Genomic DNA, 20,287 nt, shown 5'->3' on the forward strand with positions numbered 1-20,287 from the left:
GACCCTGTACTTAGGTTGTGTCAGTGGCGCTAAAAATTGGTCGCCATGGTAAGAAACAAATCCACACACTGACAAGGTGATTACCCCAGCCAGGGGGCACTACCCGTGCTTTGCTTGATCTGTGTCTATGCGACAAGTGGTCACTGACATGCTGACAGGTTAGTCCAAGACATAAAAAAAGCCCGGTTCCAAGGAACCGGGCTTTTTTCGACTGCCGAAGCGGTATTAACGCTTGGAGTACTGAGGACGCTTACGCGCTTTACGCAGACCCACTTTCTTACGCTCGACTTCACGAGCGTCGCGGGTGACGTAGCCAGCACGACGCAGAGCGCCACGCAGGGTTTCGTCGTATTCCATCAGAGCGCGGGTGATACCGTGACGGATCGCACCGGCTTGACCGCTGACACCACCACCGGAAACGGTGACGTAGATGTCGAACTTCTCGACGGTTTCGGTCAGCTCGAGCGGCTGACGAACAACCATGCGAGCGGTTTCGCGACCGAAGAACACGTCCAGAGAACGGTTGTTGATGGAAATGTTACCAGTACCCGGACGCAGGAATACGCGAGCGGTTGCGGTCTTGCGACGGCCAGTGCCGTAGTTTTGAGTCGCCGACATAATGAACTATCCCGTTAGATCTTCAGTTCTTGAGGCTGCTGAGCAGTGTGTGGGTGAGCAGCACCCGCGTACACTTTCAGCTTGCGGTACATGTCGCGACCCAGCGGGTTCTTCGGCAGCATGCCTTTGACCGCAGTTTCGATAACACGCTCAGGGGCCTTGGCGATCAACTTCTCGAAGTTGATTTCCTTGATACCGCCCGGGAAACCGGAGTGGGAGTAGTACATCTTGTCGGAAGACTTGGCACCAGTCACACGAACCTGCTCGGCGTTGATAACGACGATGTAGTCGCCGGTGTCAACGTGAGGGGTGTATTCTGGCTTGTGTTTGCCACGCAGACGGCTAGCGATTTCGGTAGCCAGACGACCCAGGGTCTGGCCAGCGGCGTCGACTACGAACCACTCGCGCTTTACTGTTTCCGGTTTAGCAGTAAAAGTTTTCATTCTCTAAAGCCTCAGAGGCCGCCCAGCGAAAAATAGACGGCGAATCTTACTGGATAGTGCACAGCTTGCCAAGGGCAAGCGCGCAGCCGAACGCTGACGCTTTTGGGGGCTCGGGTCAGGCACGCCAGTGTTCGACGGGGTTCTTCCTGCGTGGTGGTGCATCACTTCCGCCACACGGAGAGGTGCCGAATTATCCAGATTGCGCGAAAAATTTCAACCTGCTTTGATGGGCTTATTTGCCCAAGGAGTGTCTACCCGATGGAATACCGTCAGCTCGGCCGTACCGACCTCAACGTCAGCGCCCTGTGCCTGGGCACCATGACCTGGGGCGAACAGAACGACCAGGCAGAGGCCTTCGCGCAGATTGCCCGGGCCAAGGCCGCCGGGGTCAACTTCATCGACACCGCCGAGATGTACCCGGTGCCGCCACCGCCCCGAGACCTACGCTGCCACCGAGCGCATCATCGGCAACTGGTTCAAGGCCAGTGCCGATCGCGATGAATGGGTACTGGCGAGCAAGGTCGCGGGCCCCGGCAACGGCATCAGCCATATTCGCGACGGCCAGCTCAGGCACAACCGCCAGCACATAGTCGCGGCACTGGACGAGAGCCTCAAGCGCCTGCAGACCGACCGCATCGACCTGTACCAGCTGCACTGGCCCGAGCGCAGCACCAACTTCTTCGGCAAGCTGGGCTACCAACACCTGCCGCAGGACCACTTCACCCCGCTGGAAGAAACCCTTGAAGTGCTCGACGAGCAAGTGCGCGCGGGCAAGATCCGCCACATCGGCCTGTCCAACGAAACGCCATGGGGCACCATGAAGTTCCTGCAGCTGGCCGAAAGCCGTGGCTGGCCGCGGGCGGTGTCGATCCAGAACCCGTACAACCTGCTCAACCGCAGTTTCGAAGTGGGCCTGGCGGAAGTGGCCATCCGCGAGCAGTGTGGCCTGCTGGCCTATTCACCGCTGGCGTTCGGTATGCTTTCCGGCAAATACGAGAACGGCGCACGCCCGGAAAACGCACGCCTGACCCTGTTCAGCCGCTTTGCCCGCTACTCCAACCCACAGACCGTGGCGGCCTGCAGCCGCTACGTGCAACTGGCCCGTGATCACGGCCTGGATCCGGCGCAAATGGCCTTGGCGTTCGTCACCCGGCAGCCATTCGTGACCAGCAACATCATTGGCGCGACCAGCCTCGAACAACTGGACAGCAACCTGGCCAGCCTCGAGCTGAGCCTGAGCGATGAACTGCTGGCGGCGATCGAGGCGATTCACCAGGAACAGCCGAACCCGGCGCCTTGAGCCGACCCTGTGCTGGTTTCTTCGCGGGCTCGCCCGCTCCCACAAGTACTGCACAGCCATTGAACTGTGTGCGGTCCCTGTGGGAGCGGGCGAGCCCGCGAAGAAACACGCGCGGTCCGGCAGGCTAGACACAATCGCCAAAAAATAAGACGATCCAGCCGGTGATTGACCACTCTACCCTATAAGAACAATGACAATGATGTTTACCCAACCCTCCGCGTCGCTGCGGCGCGTCTGCATCCTGGCCATTGACAAGGTATTCGCTTCGACCTTGATGCAGGCCAAGGATTTCTTCCACCTCGCCAGCTTGCGCTACAGCAAACAGCTGGGCCTGGGCCTGCAGCCGATGTTCGAGATCCGCCTGGTGAGCCCCGACGGCCAGCCCGTGGACAGCTTCAGCAATGTGCAACTCCCGGTCGATGGCGGCCTGGAAGACGCCGATGTGATCATTCTCCCGGCCTTCTGGGACGACTTCGACAACCTGCTGCAGCGTTATCCACAGGTGCTGCCGTGGCTGCGTGAACAGCATGCCCGTGGCGCTGTGCTGTGCGCCGAGGCCAGTGGGGTGTTCTGGCTGGCCGAGTCCGGCCTGCTCGACGGCAAGGAGGCGACCACCTACTGGCGCTTCTTCAGCAGCTTTGCCGAGCGCTTCCCGAAGATCCGACTGAACCAGGACAAGCACCTGACCGACGCCGACAATATCTATTGTGCTGGCGGCGCCACTTCAGCCTGCGACCTGTATATCTACCTGATCGAACGCTTCTGTGGTGCCAACGTGGCCCGCGCCGTATCCCGCGACATCCTCTACGAAGTGCAGCGCAACTACACCCCGGGGCGCATGGGTTTTGGCGGGCAGAAGCTGCACCAGGACCTGATCATCCTGCAGATCCAGCATTGGCTGGAGGAGCACTTCGCCGACAAGTTCCGCTTCGAGGACGTCGCTCGCAACCACGGCATGAGCATTCGCAACTTCATGCGCCGCTTCCAGGGCGCGACGGGGGACAAACCGCTGCACTACCTGCAACGGTTGCGGATCGAGACAGCCAAGGGGTTGTTGTCGAGCACGCGCAAAAGCATCAAGACCATCAGTTACGAGGTCGGCTATGACGATGCCAGTTTCTTTGCGCGGCTGTTCCGCCAGCATACCGAGTTGTCGCCGAACCAGTATCGGCAGCAGTTCATGCAGGAGGCTTGAGGCCAATGGGGCTGCTCTGCAGCCCATCGCAGGCAAGCCAGCTCCCACAGGTATTGCATAAGTCTAAAGGGCTGCGCTAAACCAGTGGGAGCTGGCTTGCCTGCGATGGGCCGCAAAGCGGCCCCAAAATTCTTACGGCTTGTGAGCGCGCGCCAGGAACTCGTGCGACTGCATCTCCAGCAACCGGCTCAGGGTACGCTGGAACTCGAAGGCCAGCCGCCCGCCGGTATACAGGTCCTTCAGCTCCACCTCGGCCGAGATGATCAGCTTGACGTTGCGGTCATAGAACTCGTCAACCATGTTGATGAAGCGGCGGGCAATGTCATCGGTGGTGACGCCCATCTGCTCCACGTTGCTCAGCAGCACGGCATGGAAGATCTTGCCCAGTTCGATGTAGTCGTTCTGGCTGCGAGGGCCGTCGCACAGGGCGCGGAAGTCGAACCAGGCCACGTCGTCGCAGGTAAGCAGGGCATTGATCGGGCGATTCTCGATCATCAGCACATCGTTCTCGACCGCCTGGGTGCACTCGGGAGTCAGTGCCTTGAAGCTGGCGCGCAGGCTCTGGTGCGCCGCCTCATCGAGTGGGTAGTGATACAGCTCGGCCTGTTCCAGGTGACGCAGGCGGTAGTCGACCCCGCTGTCGACGTTCACCACCTCGGTGTACTGCTTGATCATGGCGATGGCCGGCAGGAAGCGCGCGCGCTGCAGGCCGTCCTTGTACAGGCCGTCCGGCACGATGTTGGAGGTGGCCACCAGCGATACGCCGTTCTTGAACAGCTCTTCCATCAGGGTGCCGAGGATCATCGCGTCGGTAATGTCCGACACGAAGAATTCGTCGAAGCAGATCACCTTGGCTTCTTCGCTGAAGCGTTTGGCGATGATGGTCAGCGGGTTCTTTTCGCCCTTGAGGGTTTTCATTTCCTCGTGCACGCGCTTCATGAAGCGGTGGAAGTGCGTGCGCATCTTCTGCTTGAACGGCAGCGCCTCGAAGAAGGTATCGACCAGGTAAGTCTTGCCGCGCCCTACCCCACCCCAGAAGTACAGGCCCTTGACCGGGGTCTGCTCCTTCTTGCCGAACAGCTTGCCGAATACCCCCGGCTTGTTGTTCTGCGCGTGTACCAGGTCGTCGTACAGGCGCTGCAGGTGACGCACCGCAGTTTCCTGCGCCGCGTCATGGAAGAAGTCGGGACGTTTCAGATCTGCTTGATATCGTTCTAGGGGCGTCATGATTCGTTAGCGAGGCAACAAAAAACGGGCCGTCACTGTAGCGACAGGCCCGCCTAATGGCAATCAGTCTGTGGGAGCGGGCGTGCCCGCGAACACCGGCAAAGCCGGTGCCATGCAACGCGGCGCCTGTTTCGCGGGCACGCCCGCTCCCACAGTTACAACATCTTCAGTCCGCTTGTGGGGCAAGCGCTGCACGCAGGCTTTCGATGGCCGCATCACGGGCCTCGGCAGTGTCGAACTGCGGCCCGTCGGCAACCTGCTCGCCATTCAGCCACAGGCCGAAGCCCAGGCCTTCGATGCGCACATCGGCCTCGCCACCTTGCTGCAGCTGCTTGCTCACGGCGCCGGCGCTCTTGCCGTCGGTGAAGCTGCGCGACAGCAGCAGTTGTTCGCCGTCGGCAGCCAGCAGGCGGAAGCGGAAGCTGCCGTCATCATCTCGGAAACTGACAAAACGCGAGGTCTTGGCGGCCTTTTTCTTCACTTCCGTGCCGGCCTGCACGCTGCTGCGGAACGAACGCAGGCCAACGGCCTCGCGCAGTTGCTCGAGGAACGGCGTGGCGATCTTGCGAGCCTTGGCGGCGCCAGCCAACAGGATGTCTTCCAGGTCCGCCGGACGTGCGATCAGCTGGTGGTAGTACTCGCGCTTCTCGGCCAGCTGGCCGTCCAGCAGCTGGAACAGGCGCTGCTTGGCCTCGCCCCAGCCCAGGGCCCTGCAGCAGCTGTTCACGGAACTCGGCGCACTGCGCCGGCGTCGCGAAGGCCTGGAACAGGGTGAACAGGTGCGCGTTGTCCGGATCTTTCGCTTCGCCAGGTGCGCGCGAGTCGGTGACGATGCGCGAGATGGCGTCTTTCATGTCCTTGGCGCTGGTGAACAGCGGGATGGTGTTGTCGTAGCTTTTGGACATCTTGCGCCCGTCCAGACCCGGCAGGGTTGCCACGCTCTCCTCGATCACCGCTTCCGGCAGGGCGAAGAAGTCCTTGCCCTGACCAAACAGGTGGTTGAAGCGCTGGCCGATGTCGCGGGCCATTTCCACGTGCTGGATCTGGTCACGGCCGACTGGCACCTTGTTGGCGTTGAACATCAGGATGTCAGCGGCCATCAGCACCGGGTAGCTGTACAGGCCCATGGTTACGCCGGCATCCGGGTCTTCGCCGTTTTCCAGGTTCTTGTCCACCGAGGCCTTGTAGGCGTGCGCACGGTTGAGCAGACCCTTGGCGCTGACGCAGGTCAGCAGCCAGGTGAGCTCGGGGATTTCCGGGATGTCGGACTGGCGGTAGAAGGTCACCTTGTCCGGGTCGAGGCCACCAGCCAGCCAGGTGGCGGCGATTTCCAGGCGCGAACGCTGGATGCGCAGCGGGTCATCGCACTTGATCAGGGCGTGGTAGTCGGCCAGGAAGTAGAACGAGTCGACACCGGGCTGCTGGCTGGCACGGATCGCCGGGCGGATGGCGCCGGCGTAGTTGCCCAGGTGCGGAGTGCCGGTGGTGGTGATACCGGTAAGAATGCGCGTGGTCATGGGTGTTCGCTTATTCAGGCTTGGCTCAGTTCGAAAGGCGCGGCAGCAGCAGATCCTTCAGATCGGTCAGCTTGCCATGGAAGAAGTGTCCGCATTCTGCCACTTTCAGCAGCTCATGGGGGCGCGACAGGCTGTCGGACCATTCGTAAACCAGCTGCGGCGCAACCACTTCGTCGGCGTCCGGCTGCACCACGGTGATCGGGCAGCGCTGCGGCACCGGGTATTCCGGCGTCAGGCGCATTACCGCCGGGGCGATCATGAACAGTTGCTGCAGCTCTGCCCCTGAGGCCTCCAGGCGGCCGGCCAGGCTGGCAGCGACGAAGCCGCCGAACGAGAAGCCCATCAGCACCAGCGGCAAGCCCAGGTGCTTTTCGCGCAGCCAGGCCGCAGCGGCCTGGGCATCGGCCACCTCGCCAGCGCCCATGTCATGGCTGCCGGCGCTCTGCCCTACGCCACGGTAGTTGAAGCGCAAGGTCACGTAGCCGGCGTCACGAGCGGTGCGTTGCAGGGTCGAGACCACCTTGTTGAGCATGGTGCCGCCCTGGACCGGGTTGGGGTGGCAGATCAGCACCGCGCCGCGGGCATTGGCCACGTCCAGGTACAAGGCTTCCAGCTGGCCACTGGGGCCATCGATGAACAAGGGGGTTTCGCGGACAAGCAAGGCACTACTCCGTGACCTCGGGAGGGGTCGATTCGTCTAGGTGAGGAATTCTGTTCTGATTTGCGATCGCTCGCGGTATACAGCGCAGGTCTGAGCCGTTAACGTAAAGCAAAGCCGTTTATAGAGGAAGGACTCGTGGAACTCTCGCTCCTTGTTTGGTTGTTGCCGACCCTGGCCCTGGTCATCGGCGTCGTGGTCGGTTTCGTCGTCGCTCGCCTGCTGCCCAATGCTGCGCCGAGCAGCACCCAGCGTCAGCTGGACGACATCCAGAAGCGCTTCGACAGCTACCAGAACGAAGTGGTCACCCACTTCAACAGCACCGCCGTGCTGGTCAAGAAACTGACCCAGAGCTACCAGGACGTTCAGGATCACCTGGCCGAAGGCGCCAACAGCCTGGCCCTTGATGACGTTACGCGCCAACGCCTGCTGGCGGCCCTGCATTCCGAGGGCGCGCAAGGCCCACGCGACCGCCTGACCCCGCCGAAGGACACTGCCGAAGTGCCGCGCGACTACGCACCGAAAGCGCCGAACTCGCCGGGCATGCTCGACGAGAGCTACGGCCTCAAGCGCTGATCTGCCGAACATGACAAAGGCCTCGCTAGAGGCCTTTTTTGTGGGCCGGATTCACTGGCCTCTTCGCGGGCTCGCCCGCTCCCACTGGTACACCACAGCATTTGTAATCTGTGTGATACCTGTGGAAGCGGGCGTGCCCGCGAAGAGGCCGGCCCAGGCAACCTAGCTGCAAGCCTGCAGTGCCTGCTCGACATCCGCCAGCAGGTCCTCCACATCCTCCAGCCCCACCGACAGGCGCACCAGCCCCTCCGATATCCCGTGATGCGCCCGCTCCTTCGCGGTATAGCTTGAGTGCGTCATGCTCGCCGGATGCTGCGCCAGCGACTCGGCATCGCCCAGGCTCACCGCGCGGGCGAACAGCTGTAGCGCGTTCATGAAACGCCGGCCAGCCTCGATACCGCCCTTGAGTTCGAATGCGATCATCCCGCCCGGTAAACGCATCTGGCGCTGCGCCAGTTCGTACTGGGCAAACGACGGCAGCCCCGGGTAGTGAATCAGTTCCACCTGCGGCTGCCGGGCCAGAAACTCCGCCACCTGCCGGGCATTGGCGCAATGGCGGTCCATGCGCAGGGCCAGGGTCTTGATCCCGCGCATCAGCAGCGCTGCGTCATGCGGCGACAGCACCGCCCCGGTCATGTCCTTCAGCCCTTCCAGGCGAATGCGGTCGATCAACGCCTTGCGCCCGACCACCAGGCCTGCAGTGATATCGCCGTGGCCACTGAGGTACTTGGTCGCCGAATGCACTACCAGGTCAGCCCCCAGCTCCAGCGGACGTTGTAGATAGGGTGTGCAGTAGGTGTTGTCGACCACTACATGTACATCATGCCCGCGCACCGCCTCGGCCACTGCGGCGATATCCACAAGTTGCATGTTGGGGTTGGCTGGCGTTTCGAAGTAGATCATCCGCGTTTTGCCGTTGATCGCCGCCTTCAGGGCCTTGGCATCGTTCAGGTCGACATGGCGGATCTTCACCCCGAATTCGCCAATGCCATGGTGCAGGAAGGCAAAGGTGCAGCCATACAACGTACGCCCGACGATCAGCTCGTCGCCAGGGCGCAGCAGGGTCCAGATCGTCGAGGTGATGGCCCCCATGCCCGACGCCAACGCCAGCCCCGCCTCGCCGCCCTCCAGCGAGGCCATGCGCTGCTCCAGCAAGGCCAGGGTCGGGTTGGAGATGCGGCTGTAGAAATGCCCCGGCTCCTCGCCGGCGAAGCACGCAGCGCCGTACTCGACGGTTGGGAAGGCATAGGTAGCAGTCTGGTACACCGGCGGCACCAAGGCGCCACCGTGGGAAAGCGGGTCGTAGCCATGGTGAATGGCCCGTGTGGCGAAACCGGTCTTGTCATGGGAGTCGCGCATGGCAACAGCCTCTTGTGGTTTGTTATAAGCTTATGCCACCGAGCTGCCCGATTTTTTCCAAAGTTGCCCACGCATCCGCGTGCTTGCTGGAACAAAAACAATAACTTCCGCACCAGGAGGGCAAAACATGCCTTTAAGCCTCGACCGCACCGACCGCGCCCTGCTGGCTGCCCTGCAGGACAACGCCCGCCTCACCGTTGCCGAACTCGCCGACCAGGTGGCACTGACCACCTCGCCCTGTTGGCGACGGGTCAAGTTGCTGGAGGACAACGGCTACATCACCGGCTACCAGGCCATCCTTTCGCCCAAGTCGCTGGGGTTTGGCGTGACCGCGTTCGTCAGCATCATGATGGACTCGCACACCAAGGACATGGCGCTGGCGTTCGAGCGACGGCTGATGGAGATTCCCGAGATCGTCGCCTGCCATAACATTTCCGGGAGGTATGATTTTCTGCTGGAGATCCTGGCGCGGGACCTGGAGTCGTTTGGGGAGTTTGCGCGAGAGGTTTTGCAGCGATTGCCAGGCGTAAAGGAGATCTATTCGAGCTTTTCCTACAAAGAGGTGAAAAGCAAGCGAATAATTCCGGTAACAGAACGACACATCTGACCGACAAACTTAGCTCACCTATCGAGGGCAACATTATAAGCTGCAAGACATGCGCGCAGCTTATAACGTTACTGTAGTCAAAGACCACAATAGCCCCTATGGAAAATCATGAGGAATGCTAATCAACGGAGGTGGAAATGGCGGATATATTTCCGGGTAAATTTTCGGTTTTTTGGGTATCCGTCCCGGCACGAAACCAAACCGCGCCCATCGAACCTCTGCATTGCGCCCATCAAAAATCAAGATATTACCAGTGTCGGTTACGTTGAGATAATTATTCTCCCAATAGGATCTATCAAGTGTTTCCGTACTCGCTGCGGCCCACAGTCGCTCGCGAGCTGGGTCATACAGAAAACCAGAATTGCTGACGACGAACTGCAGCGGTTCACGCTTCTTGGTATGGAGCGTATAACTATATGCCTGCCTTTCGTCTGCGACCCAGATAACGGAGCCATCCTCTTCTAGGACCAGGTTTCCATCGTGCCGGAGACGAAGCAGAAACCTACCGCTGCGGGACCTGATTAATTGTCCCGGCTGCATCGCCTCATTTGGAGGAAGCAATTCGCCTCCAGAATTCTGAAACGGCTTGTATTGAATCTTCCGATATTTACTCTTCCCCATTACAAACCTCGATTTCAAGAAAGTTAACAAGCCGTCTACCTAAGCTTGCGAGCCCATTTTCCTCGGAACCACCCCTTACAAACAGCCAGAAATCCCCCCGATGGAACCAGTAAAAAATCTTACAGCCTAAGAAGATCAAGACTACATAAATCCCCGCAGACTCAACTTACAGAGCGCGAGATAATACCTACGCAAAACAGCACCAATACGATTGCAATCTTTAAAAACACTAACCTTGACTTGCGACAAAAGCAGGTTTTAGTCATCGCCAGGAGATCACATCCATGAAACATCTGACATTACTCAGTGCTCTGCTGTTATCAGGGTGCAGCGGTGAGCGCCTCCTAATACTTCCTGACCGTGAGCATGAAAAATTCAGCTGTGATATGGACCCCTACAAACAGGGGTGCGAACGGATGAAAGACTACCAAGAGCACTTCCGATTGATAAAAACACCCGTGAAGTGATGCTGCGCAAGTCACTTCAACCGTTCAAACGAAACGGAACTGCCAGCGACAGCCTCACGCTTTGCGCGGTTACTATCCTATGAAGTGTCTGTACAGATCGTGGCTATGCTGGGGCTGCTGCGCAGCCCATCGCGACACAAGGCCGCTCCTACAAGGGGCCGCGCACGCAAGTCGGGCAAAAACAAAAAACCCCGCCGAAGCGGGGTTTTTCTTGCAAGCCAGTGCTTAGATCGCACCACGCTGACGCAGCAGCTCCAGCACCTGTTTGACGCCCTCGTCCACACTGGTGGACTGGGTATCGATCACCAGGTCGGCATCCAGCGGCACATCGTACGGGAAGCTTTCGCCCGGGATGTTGTCGCCACCGGCAGCGTACAGGCCTTGCGGGTCGCGCTCGCGGCAGGCCAGCGGCGAGGCCTGGACGTAGACAGTCAGCAGGCGCTCCTTGCCGATCAGCGCCTTGGCCTGCTCACGGCCCTCGGCATCCGGAGCCACGAACGCGGCCAGGGTCAGCAGGCCGGCTTCGTTGAACTGGCGCGCCACATGGGCGGCGCGGCGCCAGTTCTCGGTGCGGCCGGCGCGGTCCTGTGGCAGGCCCTTGTTCAGGTCGTGACGCAGGTTCTGGCCGTCGAGTACGTAGACCGCACGGCCCATGTCGAACAGCTTGCGCTCCACGGCGTAGGCCAGGGTGCTCTTGCCAGCGCCGGACAGGCCGCTGAACAGCACGGTGGCAGGCTGCTGGCCGAAGCGCAGGGCGCGCTCTTCGGTAGCCACATGGCACAGCTTGCCATGATGACCGGTGCTGCCGTGCGGCAACACTGGCGGGGCGATGATCATGCCCGCGCCAACGGTGCCGTTGGTCAGGCGGTCGATGACGATGAACGCACCGGTGGTGCGGTTGCTGTCGTAACCGTCGAGGGCGATCGAGGCATCCAGGGACACCTTGACGCGGCCGATCTCGTTCAGTTGCAGCGCGCTGGCAGCGCCCTGCTCCAAGGTGTTCACATCGACCTTGTGGGTAATACTGGCAATCGAGCCCGGCACGTAGCTGGTAGCGCGCTTGATGTCGTACTTCTTGCCCGGGAGCATCGGCTCCTCGGCCATCCACACCAGCATGGCGTCGAACTGGTCGGTGACCGGCGGGACGTTGTCGGCATGCACCAGCAGGTCACCACGGGAGATGTCGATCTCGTCTTCCATGGTCAGGGTCACTGCCTGGCCAGGGCCTGCGTTTTCAAGTTCACCTTCATAGGTGACGATGGACTTGACGCGGCTGCTCTTGCCCGACGGCAGCACGACGATTTCGTCCCCCTTGTGCACCACGCCGCTGGCGATGGTGCCGGCAAAGCCACGGAAGTTCAGGTTCGGACGGTTGACGTACTGCACCGGGAAGCGCAGGTCAGTGAAGTTGCGGTCGGCCGACACCTCGACGGTTTCGAGAATTTCCATCAGCGTCGGGCCGGCGTACCACGGCGACTGCTCGCTATGGTTGACCACGTTGTCACCCTTGAGCGCCGACATCGGCACAAAGTGCAGGCTGCTCGGGGTCAGGTTGATGGCTTCGGCGAACTTCAGGTAGTCGGCCTTGATCGATTCGAACACGCCTTCATCGAAGCCCTTGAGGTCCATCTTGTTGACCGCGACCACGATATGCTTGATGCCCAGCAACGAAGCAATATAGCTGTGGCGGCGGGTCTGGGTCTGCACGCCGTAGCGGGCGTCGACCAGGATGATCGCCAGGTCGCAGGTGGACGCACCGGTAGCCATGTTGCGGGTGTACTGCTCGTGGCCCGGGGTGTCGGCAATGATGAACTTGCGCTTGGCGGTGGAGAAGTAGCGGTAGGCGACATCGATGGTGATGCCCTGCTCGCGCTCGGCCTGCAGGCCGTCGACCAGCAGCGCCAGGTCGACTTCTTCGCCGGTGGTACCGACTTTCTTCGAATCACGGGTGATGGCCTCGAGGTGGTCCTCGTAGATCATCTTCGAGTCGTGCAGCAGGCGCCCGATCAGGGTGCTCTTGCCGTCGTCGACGTTGCCGCAGGTCAGGAAGCGCAGCAGTTCCTTGCGCTCGTGCTGGGCCAGGTAGGCGAGGATGTCCTCGCTGATCAGATCAGATTGGTGCGACATGGAGTAACCCTGAAATTAGAAGTAGCCTTGGCGTTTCTTGTCTTCCATGGAACCGGCGCCATCGTGGTCGATGACACGGCCCTGACGTTCGGACGTACGGGTCAGGAGCATTTCCTGGATGATGTCCGTCAGGGTCTCGGCTTCCGACTCGACAGCACCCGTCAACGGGTAGCAGCCGAGGGTACGGAAACGCACCTTCTTCTTGACGATGCGCGCTTTCTCTTCATCGGTGAGATGTTCGAGGATGCGCTCGTCGTCGATCATGATCAGGGTGCCGTTCTTCTCGATCACTTCACGCTCGGCGGCGAAGTACAGCGGCACGATCGGGATGCCTTCGAGGTAGATGTACTGCCAGATGTCCAGCTCGGTCCAGTTCGACAGCGGGAAGACGCGGATCGACTCGCCCTTGTTGACCTTGCCGTTGTACACGTTCCACAGCTCGGGGCGCTGATTCTTCGGGTCCCAGCGGTGCTTGCTGTCACGGAACGAGTACACGCGCTCCTTGGCCCGCGACTTCTCTTCGTCGCGGCGCGCGCCACCGAAGGCGGCATCGAAACCATGCTTGTCCAGCGCCTGCTTCAGGCCTTGGGTCTTCATGATGTCGGTGTGCTTGGAGCTGCCATGGGTGAACGGGTTGATACCCTGCGCCACACCCTCGGGGTTGACGTGGGTGATCAGCTCCAGGCCCATTTCCTCGACCATCTTGTCGCGGAAGCTGTACATCTCCTGGAATTTCCATTGAGTGTCGACGTGCATCACCGGGAACGGCAGCTTGCCCGGGAAGAAGGCCTTGCGCGCCAGATGCAGCATCACGGCGGAATCCTTGCCGATCGAGTACAGCATCACCGGGTTGTCGAACTCGGCGGCCACCTCGCGGATGATGTGGATGCTTTCCGCCTCCAGCTGTTTCAAGTGCGTCAGTTTGTCGACCATGGCTACTCACGAAAAACGATCTTATGGACGGCCTGCGGGCCGTGTTCGAGCGAATCACTCTACCACAGCGGCTGCTTCTATTTAGGAGGCTGGCTAGATCGAAAAAGTCTAACGATATGACTGGGGGTTTGGGGTGGGACTGGGCCGCTCTACGGCCCTTCGCGGGCATGCCCGCTCCCACAGGTGCAGCGCAGCCCTGGTGGGAGCGGGCGTGCCCGCGAAGAAGGCGGCGCCGATGTCAGATCGGGTTCGGGCAATCGATGAACAGGTGCTCCACGGCAAACCGCCGCGCCAGGTAATCACCCAGCGCCTGCACCCCATAGCGCTCGGTAGCATGGTGACCGGCGGCAATGAAGCTGACACCATTCTCGCGGGCACTATGATAGGTCTGCTCCGACGCCTCGCCGGTCAGGTACAGGTCCACCCCGGCCGCGATCGCCGTGTCGATGTAGCCCTGCCCGCCCCCGGTGCACCAGCCGACCCGACTGATCATCTGCTCGCCTTCGACCAGCAACGGTTCACGCCCCAGCACCTCCCGCACCCGTCGGGCGAAGTCGCGCGCGGTCACGGGCTCGGCCAGCGAGCCGACCAGCCCGACCACCTTGGGGTTCTCCGGGTCCAGTGGCCCTTCGACGGTGATGTCCAACTGCCGCGCCAGTTGCACGTTGTTGCCCACGTCCGGGTGCACGTCCAGCGGCAGGTGGAACGCCAGCAGGCTGATGTCGTTGTTCAACAGGGTCTTCAGCCGGCGCTGGCGAATGCCGGTGACGCACGGGTTCTCACCCTTCCAGAAGTAACCATGGTGCACCAGCACCAGGTCGGCCTCGGCCTCGACTGCCGCAATCCAGCAATGCCTGGCTGGCGGTGACACCGCTGACGATGCGGCTGACCTGCGGCCGGCCCTCGACTTGCAGGCCGTTGGGGCAATAATCCTGGATCCTCGCGCTGCCCAGGTAACGCTCGGCTTCCTCGACCAGGGTGTTCAGAGCGACGGCCATGAAAATCTCCTCGAAATCTGCGCTTTTCTCGGGCACAACGCCCATGCAACGCCCGTATAATGCCGGCCATTATGAGCCGTCGCCGGCACTGGGGGAACCGGTGTATGATCGCGCGCGCTCATGCCCGACCGCGCGGCCACCACCCCGCTCTTTCCAGGATTCATTCATGTTCAAGGCTTTGCGTTACTTTGGCTGGCCGCTGCTTACCGGCCTACTGATCGCCATGCTGATCATCCAGCGCTTCCCGGAATGGGTCGGCCTGCCCAGCCAGGACGTCAACCTGCAGCAGGCACCGCAGACTTCGCGGATCATGCAGGGCCCGGTGTCCTACGCCGACGCCGTGACCCTGGCCGCCCCGGCGGTGGTCAACCTGTACACCACCAAGGTGGTGAACAAGAGCGCCCACCCGCTGTTCGAAGACCCGCAGTTCCGCCGGTTCTTCGGTGACAACCTGCCCAAGCAGCGCCGCTGGGAATCGAGCCTGGGCTCGGCGGTGATCATGAGCCCCGAGGGCTACCTGCTGACCAACAACCACGTCACCAGTGGCGCCGACCAGATCGTCGTGGCCCTGAAGGATGGCCGCGAAACCTTGGCCCGGGTGATTGGTAGCGACCCGGAAACCGACCTGGCGGTGCTGAAGATCGACCTGAAGAGCCTGCCGGCGATCACCATCGGCCGTTCCGACAACATTCACATCGGCGACGTGTCGCTGGCCATCGGCAACCCGTTCGGCGTCGGCCAGACCGTGACCATGGGCATCATCAGCGCCACTGGCCGCAACCAGCTGGGCCTGAACAACTACGAAGACTTCATCCAGACCGACGCAGCAATCAACCCGGGCAACTCCGGCGGTGCACTGGTGGATGCCAACGGCAACCTGATCGGCATCAACACCGCGATCTTCTCCAAATCCGGCGGTTCGCAGGGTATCGGTTTTGCCATCCCGGTAAAACTGGCGCTGGAGGTGATGAAGTCAATCGTCGAGCACGGCCAGGTCATCCGTGGCTGGCTGGGCATCGAGGTACAGCCGCTGAGCCAGGAACTGGCCGACTCGTTCGGCATGAAGGACCGCCCGGGCATCGTGGTGGCGGGTATTTTCCGCGAAGGGCCGGCGGCGAAGGCCGGGTTGCAGTTGGGTGACGTGATCCTGAGCATCAACGGTGAGCCGGCCGGTGACGGGCGCAAGTCGATGAATCAGGTCGCGCGGATCAAGCCCAACGAGAAGATCACCATCGAGGTGATGCGCAATGGGCAGCAGCTGAAGCTGATCGCCGAAGTGGGGCTGCGGCCGCCACCGGCGCCGGCAGTCGCCAAGGAAGAGAAGTAAAAAACGGGGCCGCTTTGCGGCCCTTCGCGGGCACGCCCGCTCCCACAGTGATAACACCGGCCTCAAGCCCTGTGCAGTACCTGTGGGAGCGGGCGTGCCCGCGAAGGGGCCCCTACAGCATCAATGCAGGATCTGGCTCAGGAACAACTTGGTCCGGTCACTGCGCGGCCGGTCGAAGAAGTCATCCGGTGCCGCCTGTTCGACGATCTCGCCCTTGTCCATGAAGATCACCCGGTTCGCCACGGTCCGGGCAAAGCCCATCTCGTGGGTCACGCAGAGCATGGTCATGCCATCCTCGGCCAGGCCCACCATGGTATCGAGCACTTCCTTGACCATTTCCGGGTCCAGCGCCGAGGTCGGTTCGTCGAACAGCATGATCTTCGGCTTCATGCACAACGCACGGGCAATCGCCACACGCTGCTGCTGGCCACCGGACAACTGCCCCGGGTACTTGTGCGCCTGCTCCAGAATACGCACCCGCTCCAGGTAGTGCATGGCGATTTCCTCGGCCTTGCGCCGTGGCATCTTGCGCACCCACATCGGCGCCAGGGTGCAGTTCTCCAGGATGCTCAGGTGCGGGAACAGGTTGAAGTGCTGGAACACCATGCCGACCTCGCGGCGGATCGCTTCGATCTGCTTGAGGTCGTTGGTCAGCTCCACACCATCGACCACGATGCGCCCCTGCTGGTGCTCTTCCAGGCGGTTGAGGCAACGGATGGTGGTGGACTTGCCCGAGCCGGACGGCCCGCACAGTACGATACGCTCGCCCTGGCGCACGTTCAGGTTGATGTCCTTGAGCACATGGAACTGGCCGTACCACTTGTTAACGCCCTGCATCTGGATGATGCCTTCGGGGCCGGCAGGCTGCTTGATCGCTTCACTCATTTCGAAACTCCTAACGCTTGTGGCCAGTGTCCAGCTTGCGCTCCAGATGCATGGAGTAGCGGGACATACCGAAACAGAAAATCCAGAACACCAGGGCGGCGAACACGTAGCCCTCGGTGGCCATGCCCAGCCAGGCAGGGTCGGCGGCGGCTTGCTTGACGCTGTTCAGCAGGTCGAACAGGCCGATGATGATCACCAGGCTGGTGTCTTTGAACAGGGCAATGAAGGTGTTGACGATGCCGGGGATCACCAGCTTGAGCGCCTGCGGCAGGATCACCAGGCCCATCGCCCGCCAGTAGCCCAGGCCCATGGCCGCAGCGGCTTCATACTGGCCCTTGGGGATGGCCTGCAGGCCGCCCCGCACCACCTCGGCAATGTACGCCGACTGGAACAGGATCACGCCGATCATCGCCCGCAGCAGCTTGTCGAAGCTCATGCCCTCGGGCAGGAACAACGGCAGCATCACCGACGACATGAACAGCACAGTGATCAACGGCACGCCGCGCCAGAACTCGATGAAGGTTACGCATACCACCTTCACTGCCGGCATCCGTGAACGCCGGCCAAGGGCCAGCAGGATGCCCAGTGGCAAGGCGCCGACGATACCCACGGTGGCAATCACCAAGGTCAGCATCAGCCCGCCCCACTGGCTGGTCGCTACGTTTTCCAGGCCCAGGACGCCCCCATGCAGCAGGGTGTAGGCCAGCACCGGGTACAGCACCAGGAAGCCCAGGCCGTAGAAGGCCTTGCGCGGGAAGCGCTTGATGAACAGTGGCGCGGCGCCGAGCACGGCAAGCCATACGGTCAGGTCCACGCGCCAGCGCAACTCGGCCGGGTAGTAGCCGTACATGAACTGGCCGAAGCGCTGCTGCACGAACACCCAGCAGGCGCCTTCCTTGGTGCAGTCGGCGCGGGTGGTGCCGACCCAGTTGGCGTCAAGCAACGCCCACTGCAGCAACGGCGGCACGATCAGCCACACCAGGTAGATGGCGAACAGGGTCAGCAGCGTGTTGAGCCAGCTGGAGAACAGATTGGCACGCATCCATGCGAGCACGCCGACGGTTTTCACCGGTGGCGGCATATCGGGTTTGAAAACATGGGCATTCACGGGCGTATCCTCACCGCTCGATAAGCGCAATGCGCTTGTTGTACCAGTTCATCAGCAGCGAAATGCTGATGCTGATGGCGAGATAGACACTCATGGTGATGGCGATCACCTCGATGGCCTGGCCGGTCTGGTTGAGCACGGTACCGGCGAACAGCGAGACCATTTCCGGGTAGCCGATACCGGCCGCCAGCGATGAGTTCTTCGCCAGGTTCAGGTACTGGCTGGTCAGCGGCGGAATGATCACCCGCAGAGCCTGGGGGATGATCACTTTGCGCAGGGTCGGGCCCTCGCGCAGGCCCAGCGAGCGCGCGGCCTCGGTCTGGCCATGGCTGACCGAACGGATACCGGAGCGCACGATCTCGGCGATGAACGCTGCGGTATAGATGGTCAACGCCAGGGTCAGCGCCAGCAGCTCGGGGATCAGCACCCAGCCGCCGACGAAGTTGAATCCTTTCAATTGCGGCACTTCCCAGTGCACCGGGGTGCCGAACAGCAGTACGCAAACGCCGGGAATGGCGATGAACAACGCCAGCCCCACCCAGAACTTGTGGAACGGTACACCGGTCTCGTCGAAGCGCTTGTTGGCAAAGCGCACCATTACCACGATGGCCAGCAGTGCCATGACCAGGGCCACGACGAACGGCCAGAAGCCTTCGGCCATGGACGCGCCGGGCATGTTCAGGCCACGGTTGCTGATAAAGAAGGTGTCGTCGATATTGATGCTGCCGCGCGGTCCCGGCAGGGTCAGGAACACGGCGAAATACCAGAACAGGATCTGCAACAACGGCGGGATATTGCGGAAGGTTTCCACATACACGGTCGCCAGCTTGTTGATCATCCAGTTTGGCGACAGCCGCGCCACACCGATGATGAAGCCGAGGAGGGTCGCCAGCACCACGCCGATGAAGGTCACCAGCAGGGTGTTGAGCAGGCCGATGACGAACACCCGCGCATAGCTGTCGGATTCCACATAGGGGATCAGGTGCTGGGCGATGCCGAAGCCGGCACTGCGGTCGAGGAAGTCGAAGCCCGAGGTGATGCCCCGGTGTTGCAGGTTGGTTTGCGTGTTGTGGAACAAATACCAGCCCAGACCGACCACGAAGACTATCGTGAGAATCTGGAACAGCCACGCGCGCACACGTGGATCGCTCAGGGATAACCCCTTTTGTGCGCCAATTCGATTTTGCATGAAGTGCCCCGGACAGTAGGGTTCCGAACAGCCTGCGGCGGCGGGATGCCGCCGCAGGGTGCAGCCATCAGCGCACAGGTGGCGCGTACTGGATGCCGCCGTTGTTCCACAGGGCGTTCATGCCACGGTCGATCTTCAGGTCGGTGCTCTGGCCCAGGTTCTTCTCGAACACTTCGCCGTAGTTACCGACTTGCTTCACGATTTGCACTACCCAGTCCTTGGGCAGCTTGAGGTCCTTGCCGTACTCGCCATCCGCGCCCAGCAGGCGGGCGACGTCCGGGTTCTTGGTGCTTTTGGCTTCGGCCTCGACGTTCTTCGAGGTGATGCCCGCCTCTTCGGCGTTGAGCATGGCGAACAGGGTCCACTTGACGATGCTGAACCATTCTTCGTCGCCTTTACGCACCACCGGGCCGAGCGGTTCCTTGGAGATGGTTTCCGGCAGTACCACGTACTCGGTCGGCGCGGCCAGCTTGGAGCGCTGGGCGAACAACTGCGACTTGTCCGAGGTCAGCACGTCGCAACGGCCCGATTCCAGCGATTTGGCGCTTTCGTCGGAGGTGTCGAAGGTGATAGGGGTGTATTTAAGGCCATTGGCGCGGAAGTAGTCCGACACGTTCAGCTCGGTGGTGGTACCGGCCTGGATGCAGATGGTCGCGCCATCGAGCTCCTTGGCGCTGGATACCCCCAGCTTCTTGTTGGCCAGGAAGCCAACGCCGTCGTAATAGGTAACCCCGGCGAACACAAGGCCCATGCCGGCATCACGCGAGCTGGTCCAGGTGGTGTTGCGCGACAGCACGTCGACTTCGCCCGACTGCAGGGCGGTGAAGCGTTCCTTGGCGTTGAGCTGGCTGAACTTGACCTTGCTGGCGTCACCGAACACGGCGGCGGCCACAGCGCGGCACACGTCGGCGTCGATACCAACGATCTTGCCCTGCGCATCAGGTACCGAGAAGCCTGGAAGACCGTCGCTCACGCCACACTGGACGAAGCCCTTCTTCTTTACCGCATCGAGGGTGGCGCCGGCCTGGGCGTTGCTCACGGCGCCCAGCGCAGCGGCAGCGGTCAGGACTGCCAGGGTGGTTTTCAACATCTTCATTCACAACCTCCAAATCGCTCTTGTTGTATCGAGCCG

16 protein-coding genes and 3 pseudogenes are annotated in these 20,287 nt (G+C 61.4%); 5 read left to right on the plus strand and 14 right to left on the minus strand.

What is annotated here, in order from left to right:
• Nucleotides 1-225: 225 nt before the first annotated feature.
• Together rpsI and rplM are read right to left on the minus strand one after the other, a co-directional pair.
• Nucleotides 226-618, minus strand: coding sequence for a 30S ribosomal protein S9 (gene rpsI, locus QIY50_05960; protein WGV21767.1), 393 nt, complete (start codon nt 616-618; stop codon nt 226-228).
• Nucleotides 619-632: 14 nt separating this feature from the next.
• Nucleotides 633-1,061 carry a 50S ribosomal protein L13 gene (gene rplM / locus QIY50_05965; GenBank protein WGV21768.1) on the minus strand — a complete coding sequence of 143 codons (429 nt, stop codon included), beginning with the start codon at nt 1,059-1,061 and terminating at the stop codon, nt 633-635.
• A 258-nt stretch (nt 1,062-1,319) separates the two neighbouring features.
• Between rplM and QIY50_05970 the strand changes: the two are divergent.
• Both QIY50_05970 and QIY50_05975 read left to right on the plus strand, forming a co-directional pair.
• Nucleotides 1,320-2,361 (plus strand): annotated as a pseudogene (locus tag QIY50_05970) (NADP(H)-dependent aldo-keto reductase).
• A 274-nt stretch (nt 2,362-2,635) separates the two neighbouring features.
• Nucleotides 2,636-3,556 carry a GlxA family transcriptional regulator gene (locus tag QIY50_05975; GenBank protein WGV23010.1) on the plus strand — a complete coding sequence of 307 codons (921 nt, stop codon included), beginning with the start codon at nt 2,636-2,638 and terminating at the stop codon, nt 3,554-3,556.
• Between the two features lie 132 nt (nt 3,557-3,688).
• Here the strand turns inward: QIY50_05975 and zapE are convergent, their stop codons facing one another.
• The 4 genes and pseudogenes from zapE to QIY50_05995 all read right to left on the minus strand — a co-directional run bounded on the left by zapE (nt 3,689) and on the right by QIY50_05995 (nt 6,961).
• Entirely contained in the window at nt 3,689-4,783 is a 1,095-nt protein-coding gene (zapE, locus tag QIY50_05980) for a cell division protein ZapE (GenBank protein ID WGV21769.1), read from the minus strand.
• Between the two features lie 166 nt (nt 4,784-4,949).
• The gene (locus tag QIY50_05985; GenBank protein WGV23151.1) at nt 4,950-5,264 is read right to left on the minus strand and encodes a hypothetical protein; all 315 of its coding nucleotides are present in this window, start codon (nt 5,262-5,264) and stop codon (nt 4,950-4,952) included.
• 105 nt (nt 5,265-5,369) lie between these two features.
• Nucleotides 5,370-6,300, minus strand: a pseudogene (locus QIY50_05990) (tryptophan--tRNA ligase).
• Nucleotides 6,301-6,325: 25 nt separating this feature from the next.
• Nucleotides 6,326-6,961 (minus strand): alpha/beta fold hydrolase, encoded by a 636-nt coding sequence (locus QIY50_05995; protein ID WGV21770.1) that lies wholly within the window; start codon nt 6,959-6,961, stop codon nt 6,326-6,328.
• Between the two features lie 135 nt (nt 6,962-7,096).
• On the opposite strand from QIY50_05995, the gene QIY50_06000 reads away from it, so the two are divergent.
• Nucleotides 7,097-7,534 (plus strand): DUF1043 family protein, encoded by a 438-nt coding sequence (locus QIY50_06000; GenBank protein ID WGV21771.1) that lies wholly within the window; start codon nt 7,097-7,099, stop codon nt 7,532-7,534.
• A gap of 162 nt (nt 7,535-7,696) precedes the next feature.
• Here QIY50_06000 and QIY50_06005 read toward each other — a convergent pair whose 3' ends face one another.
• Nucleotides 7,697-8,893, minus strand: coding sequence for a methionine gamma-lyase (locus tag QIY50_06005; GenBank protein WGV21772.1), 1,197 nt, complete (start codon nt 8,891-8,893; stop codon nt 7,697-7,699).
• A gap of 127 nt (nt 8,894-9,020) precedes the next feature.
• On the opposite strand from QIY50_06005, the gene QIY50_06010 reads away from it, so the two are divergent.
• Nucleotides 9,021-9,500: an Lrp/AsnC family transcriptional regulator gene (locus QIY50_06010; GenBank protein WGV21773.1), complete on the plus strand. Its 480-nt coding sequence runs from the start codon at nt 9,021-9,023 to the stop codon at nt 9,498-9,500.
• Between the two features lie 1,313 nt (nt 9,501-10,813).
• On the opposite strand, the gene cysN is transcribed toward QIY50_06010, so the two are convergent.
• The 3 genes and pseudogenes from cysN to QIY50_06025 form a co-directional block, all read right to left on the minus strand.
• Nucleotides 10,814-12,715 carry a sulfate adenylyltransferase subunit CysN gene (gene cysN / locus QIY50_06015; protein WGV21774.1) on the minus strand — a complete coding sequence of 634 codons (1,902 nt, stop codon included), beginning with the start codon at nt 12,713-12,715 and terminating at the stop codon, nt 10,814-10,816.
• Nucleotides 12,716-12,730: 15 nt separating this feature from the next.
• Nucleotides 12,731-13,648: a sulfate adenylyltransferase subunit CysD gene (gene cysD / locus QIY50_06020; protein WGV21775.1), complete on the minus strand. Its 918-nt coding sequence runs from the start codon at nt 13,646-13,648 to the stop codon at nt 12,731-12,733.
• Between the two features lie 238 nt (nt 13,649-13,886).
• Nucleotides 13,887-14,646, minus strand: a pseudogene (locus tag QIY50_06025) (Nif3-like dinuclear metal center hexameric protein).
• A gap of 166 nt (nt 14,647-14,812) precedes the next feature.
• Here QIY50_06025 and algW point away from each other — a divergent pair.
• Nucleotides 14,813-15,973 (plus strand): Do family serine endopeptidase AlgW, encoded by a 1,161-nt coding sequence (gene algW / locus QIY50_06030; protein ID WGV21776.1) that lies wholly within the window; start codon nt 14,813-14,815, stop codon nt 15,971-15,973.
• Nucleotides 15,974-16,093: 120 nt separating this feature from the next.
• Here algW and QIY50_06035 read toward each other — a convergent pair whose 3' ends face one another.
• The 4 genes from QIY50_06035 to QIY50_06050 form a co-directional block, all read right to left on the minus strand.
• On the minus strand, nt 16,094-16,858 hold the full coding sequence (locus QIY50_06035) for an amino acid ABC transporter ATP-binding protein (protein WGV21777.1): 765 nt from the start codon (nt 16,856-16,858) through the stop codon (nt 16,094-16,096).
• Nucleotides 16,859-16,868: 10 nt separating this feature from the next.
• The gene (locus tag QIY50_06040; GenBank protein WGV21778.1) at nt 16,869-17,966 is read right to left on the minus strand and encodes an amino acid ABC transporter permease; all 1,098 of its coding nucleotides are present in this window, start codon (nt 17,964-17,966) and stop codon (nt 16,869-16,871) included.
• A 10-nt stretch (nt 17,967-17,976) separates the two neighbouring features.
• On the minus strand, nt 17,977-19,155 hold the full coding sequence (locus QIY50_06045; protein ID WGV21779.1) for an amino acid ABC transporter permease: 1,179 nt from the start codon (nt 19,153-19,155) through the stop codon (nt 17,977-17,979).
• 67 nt (nt 19,156-19,222) lie between these two features.
• Complete coding sequence (locus QIY50_06050) at nt 19,223-20,251, minus strand: amino acid ABC transporter substrate-binding protein (protein ID WGV21780.1); 1,029 nt, start codon at nt 20,249-20,251, stop codon at nt 19,223-19,225.
• Nucleotides 20,252-20,287 lie beyond the last annotated feature (36 nt).

Origin of the sequence: Pseudomonas putida, from assembly GCA_029953615.1 — a bacterium.
Classification (GTDB): domain Bacteria; phylum Pseudomonadota; class Gammaproteobacteria; order Pseudomonadales; family Pseudomonadaceae; genus Aquipseudomonas.

What these genes read in the sequence shown, in the direction of transcription:
- rpsI (WGV21767.1), bottom strand. Translation starts at nt 618, where the DNA reads ATGTCGGCGACTCAAAACTACGGCACTGGCCGTCGCAAGACCGCAACC.
- rplM (WGV21768.1), bottom strand. Translation starts at nt 1,061, where the DNA reads ATGAAAACTTTTACTGCTAAACCGGAAACAGTAAAGCGCGAGTGGTTC.
- QIY50_05975 (WGV23010.1), top strand. Translation starts at nt 2,636, where the DNA reads ATGCAGGCCAAGGATTTCTTCCACCTCGCCAGCTTGCGCTACAGCAAA.
- zapE (WGV21769.1), bottom strand. Translation starts at nt 4,783, where the DNA reads ATGACGCCCCTAGAACGATATCAAGCAGATCTGAAACGTCCCGACTTC.
- QIY50_06005 (WGV21772.1), bottom strand. Translation starts at nt 8,893, where the DNA reads ATGCGCGACTCCCATGACAAGACCGGTTTCGCCACACGGGCCATTCAC.
- QIY50_06010 (WGV21773.1), top strand. Translation starts at nt 9,021, where the DNA reads ATGCCTTTAAGCCTCGACCGCACCGACCGCGCCCTGCTGGCTGCCCTG.
- cysN (WGV21774.1), bottom strand. Translation starts at nt 12,715, where the DNA reads ATGTCGCACCAATCTGATCTGATCAGCGAGGACATCCTCGCCTACCTG.
- cysD (WGV21775.1), bottom strand. Translation starts at nt 13,648, where the DNA reads ATGGTCGACAAACTGACGCACTTGAAACAGCTGGAGGCGGAAAGCATC.
- algW (WGV21776.1), top strand. Translation starts at nt 14,813, where the DNA reads ATGTTCAAGGCTTTGCGTTACTTTGGCTGGCCGCTGCTTACCGGCCTA.
- QIY50_06035 (WGV21777.1), bottom strand. Translation starts at nt 16,858, where the DNA reads ATGAGTGAAGCGATCAAGCAGCCTGCCGGCCCCGAAGGCATCATCCAG.
- QIY50_06045 (WGV21779.1), bottom strand. Translation starts at nt 19,155, where the DNA reads ATGCAAAATCGAATTGGCGCACAAAAGGGGTTATCCCTGAGCGATCCA.
- QIY50_06050 (WGV21780.1), bottom strand. Translation starts at nt 20,251, where the DNA reads ATGAAGATGTTGAAAACCACCCTGGCAGTCCTGACCGCTGCCGCTGCG.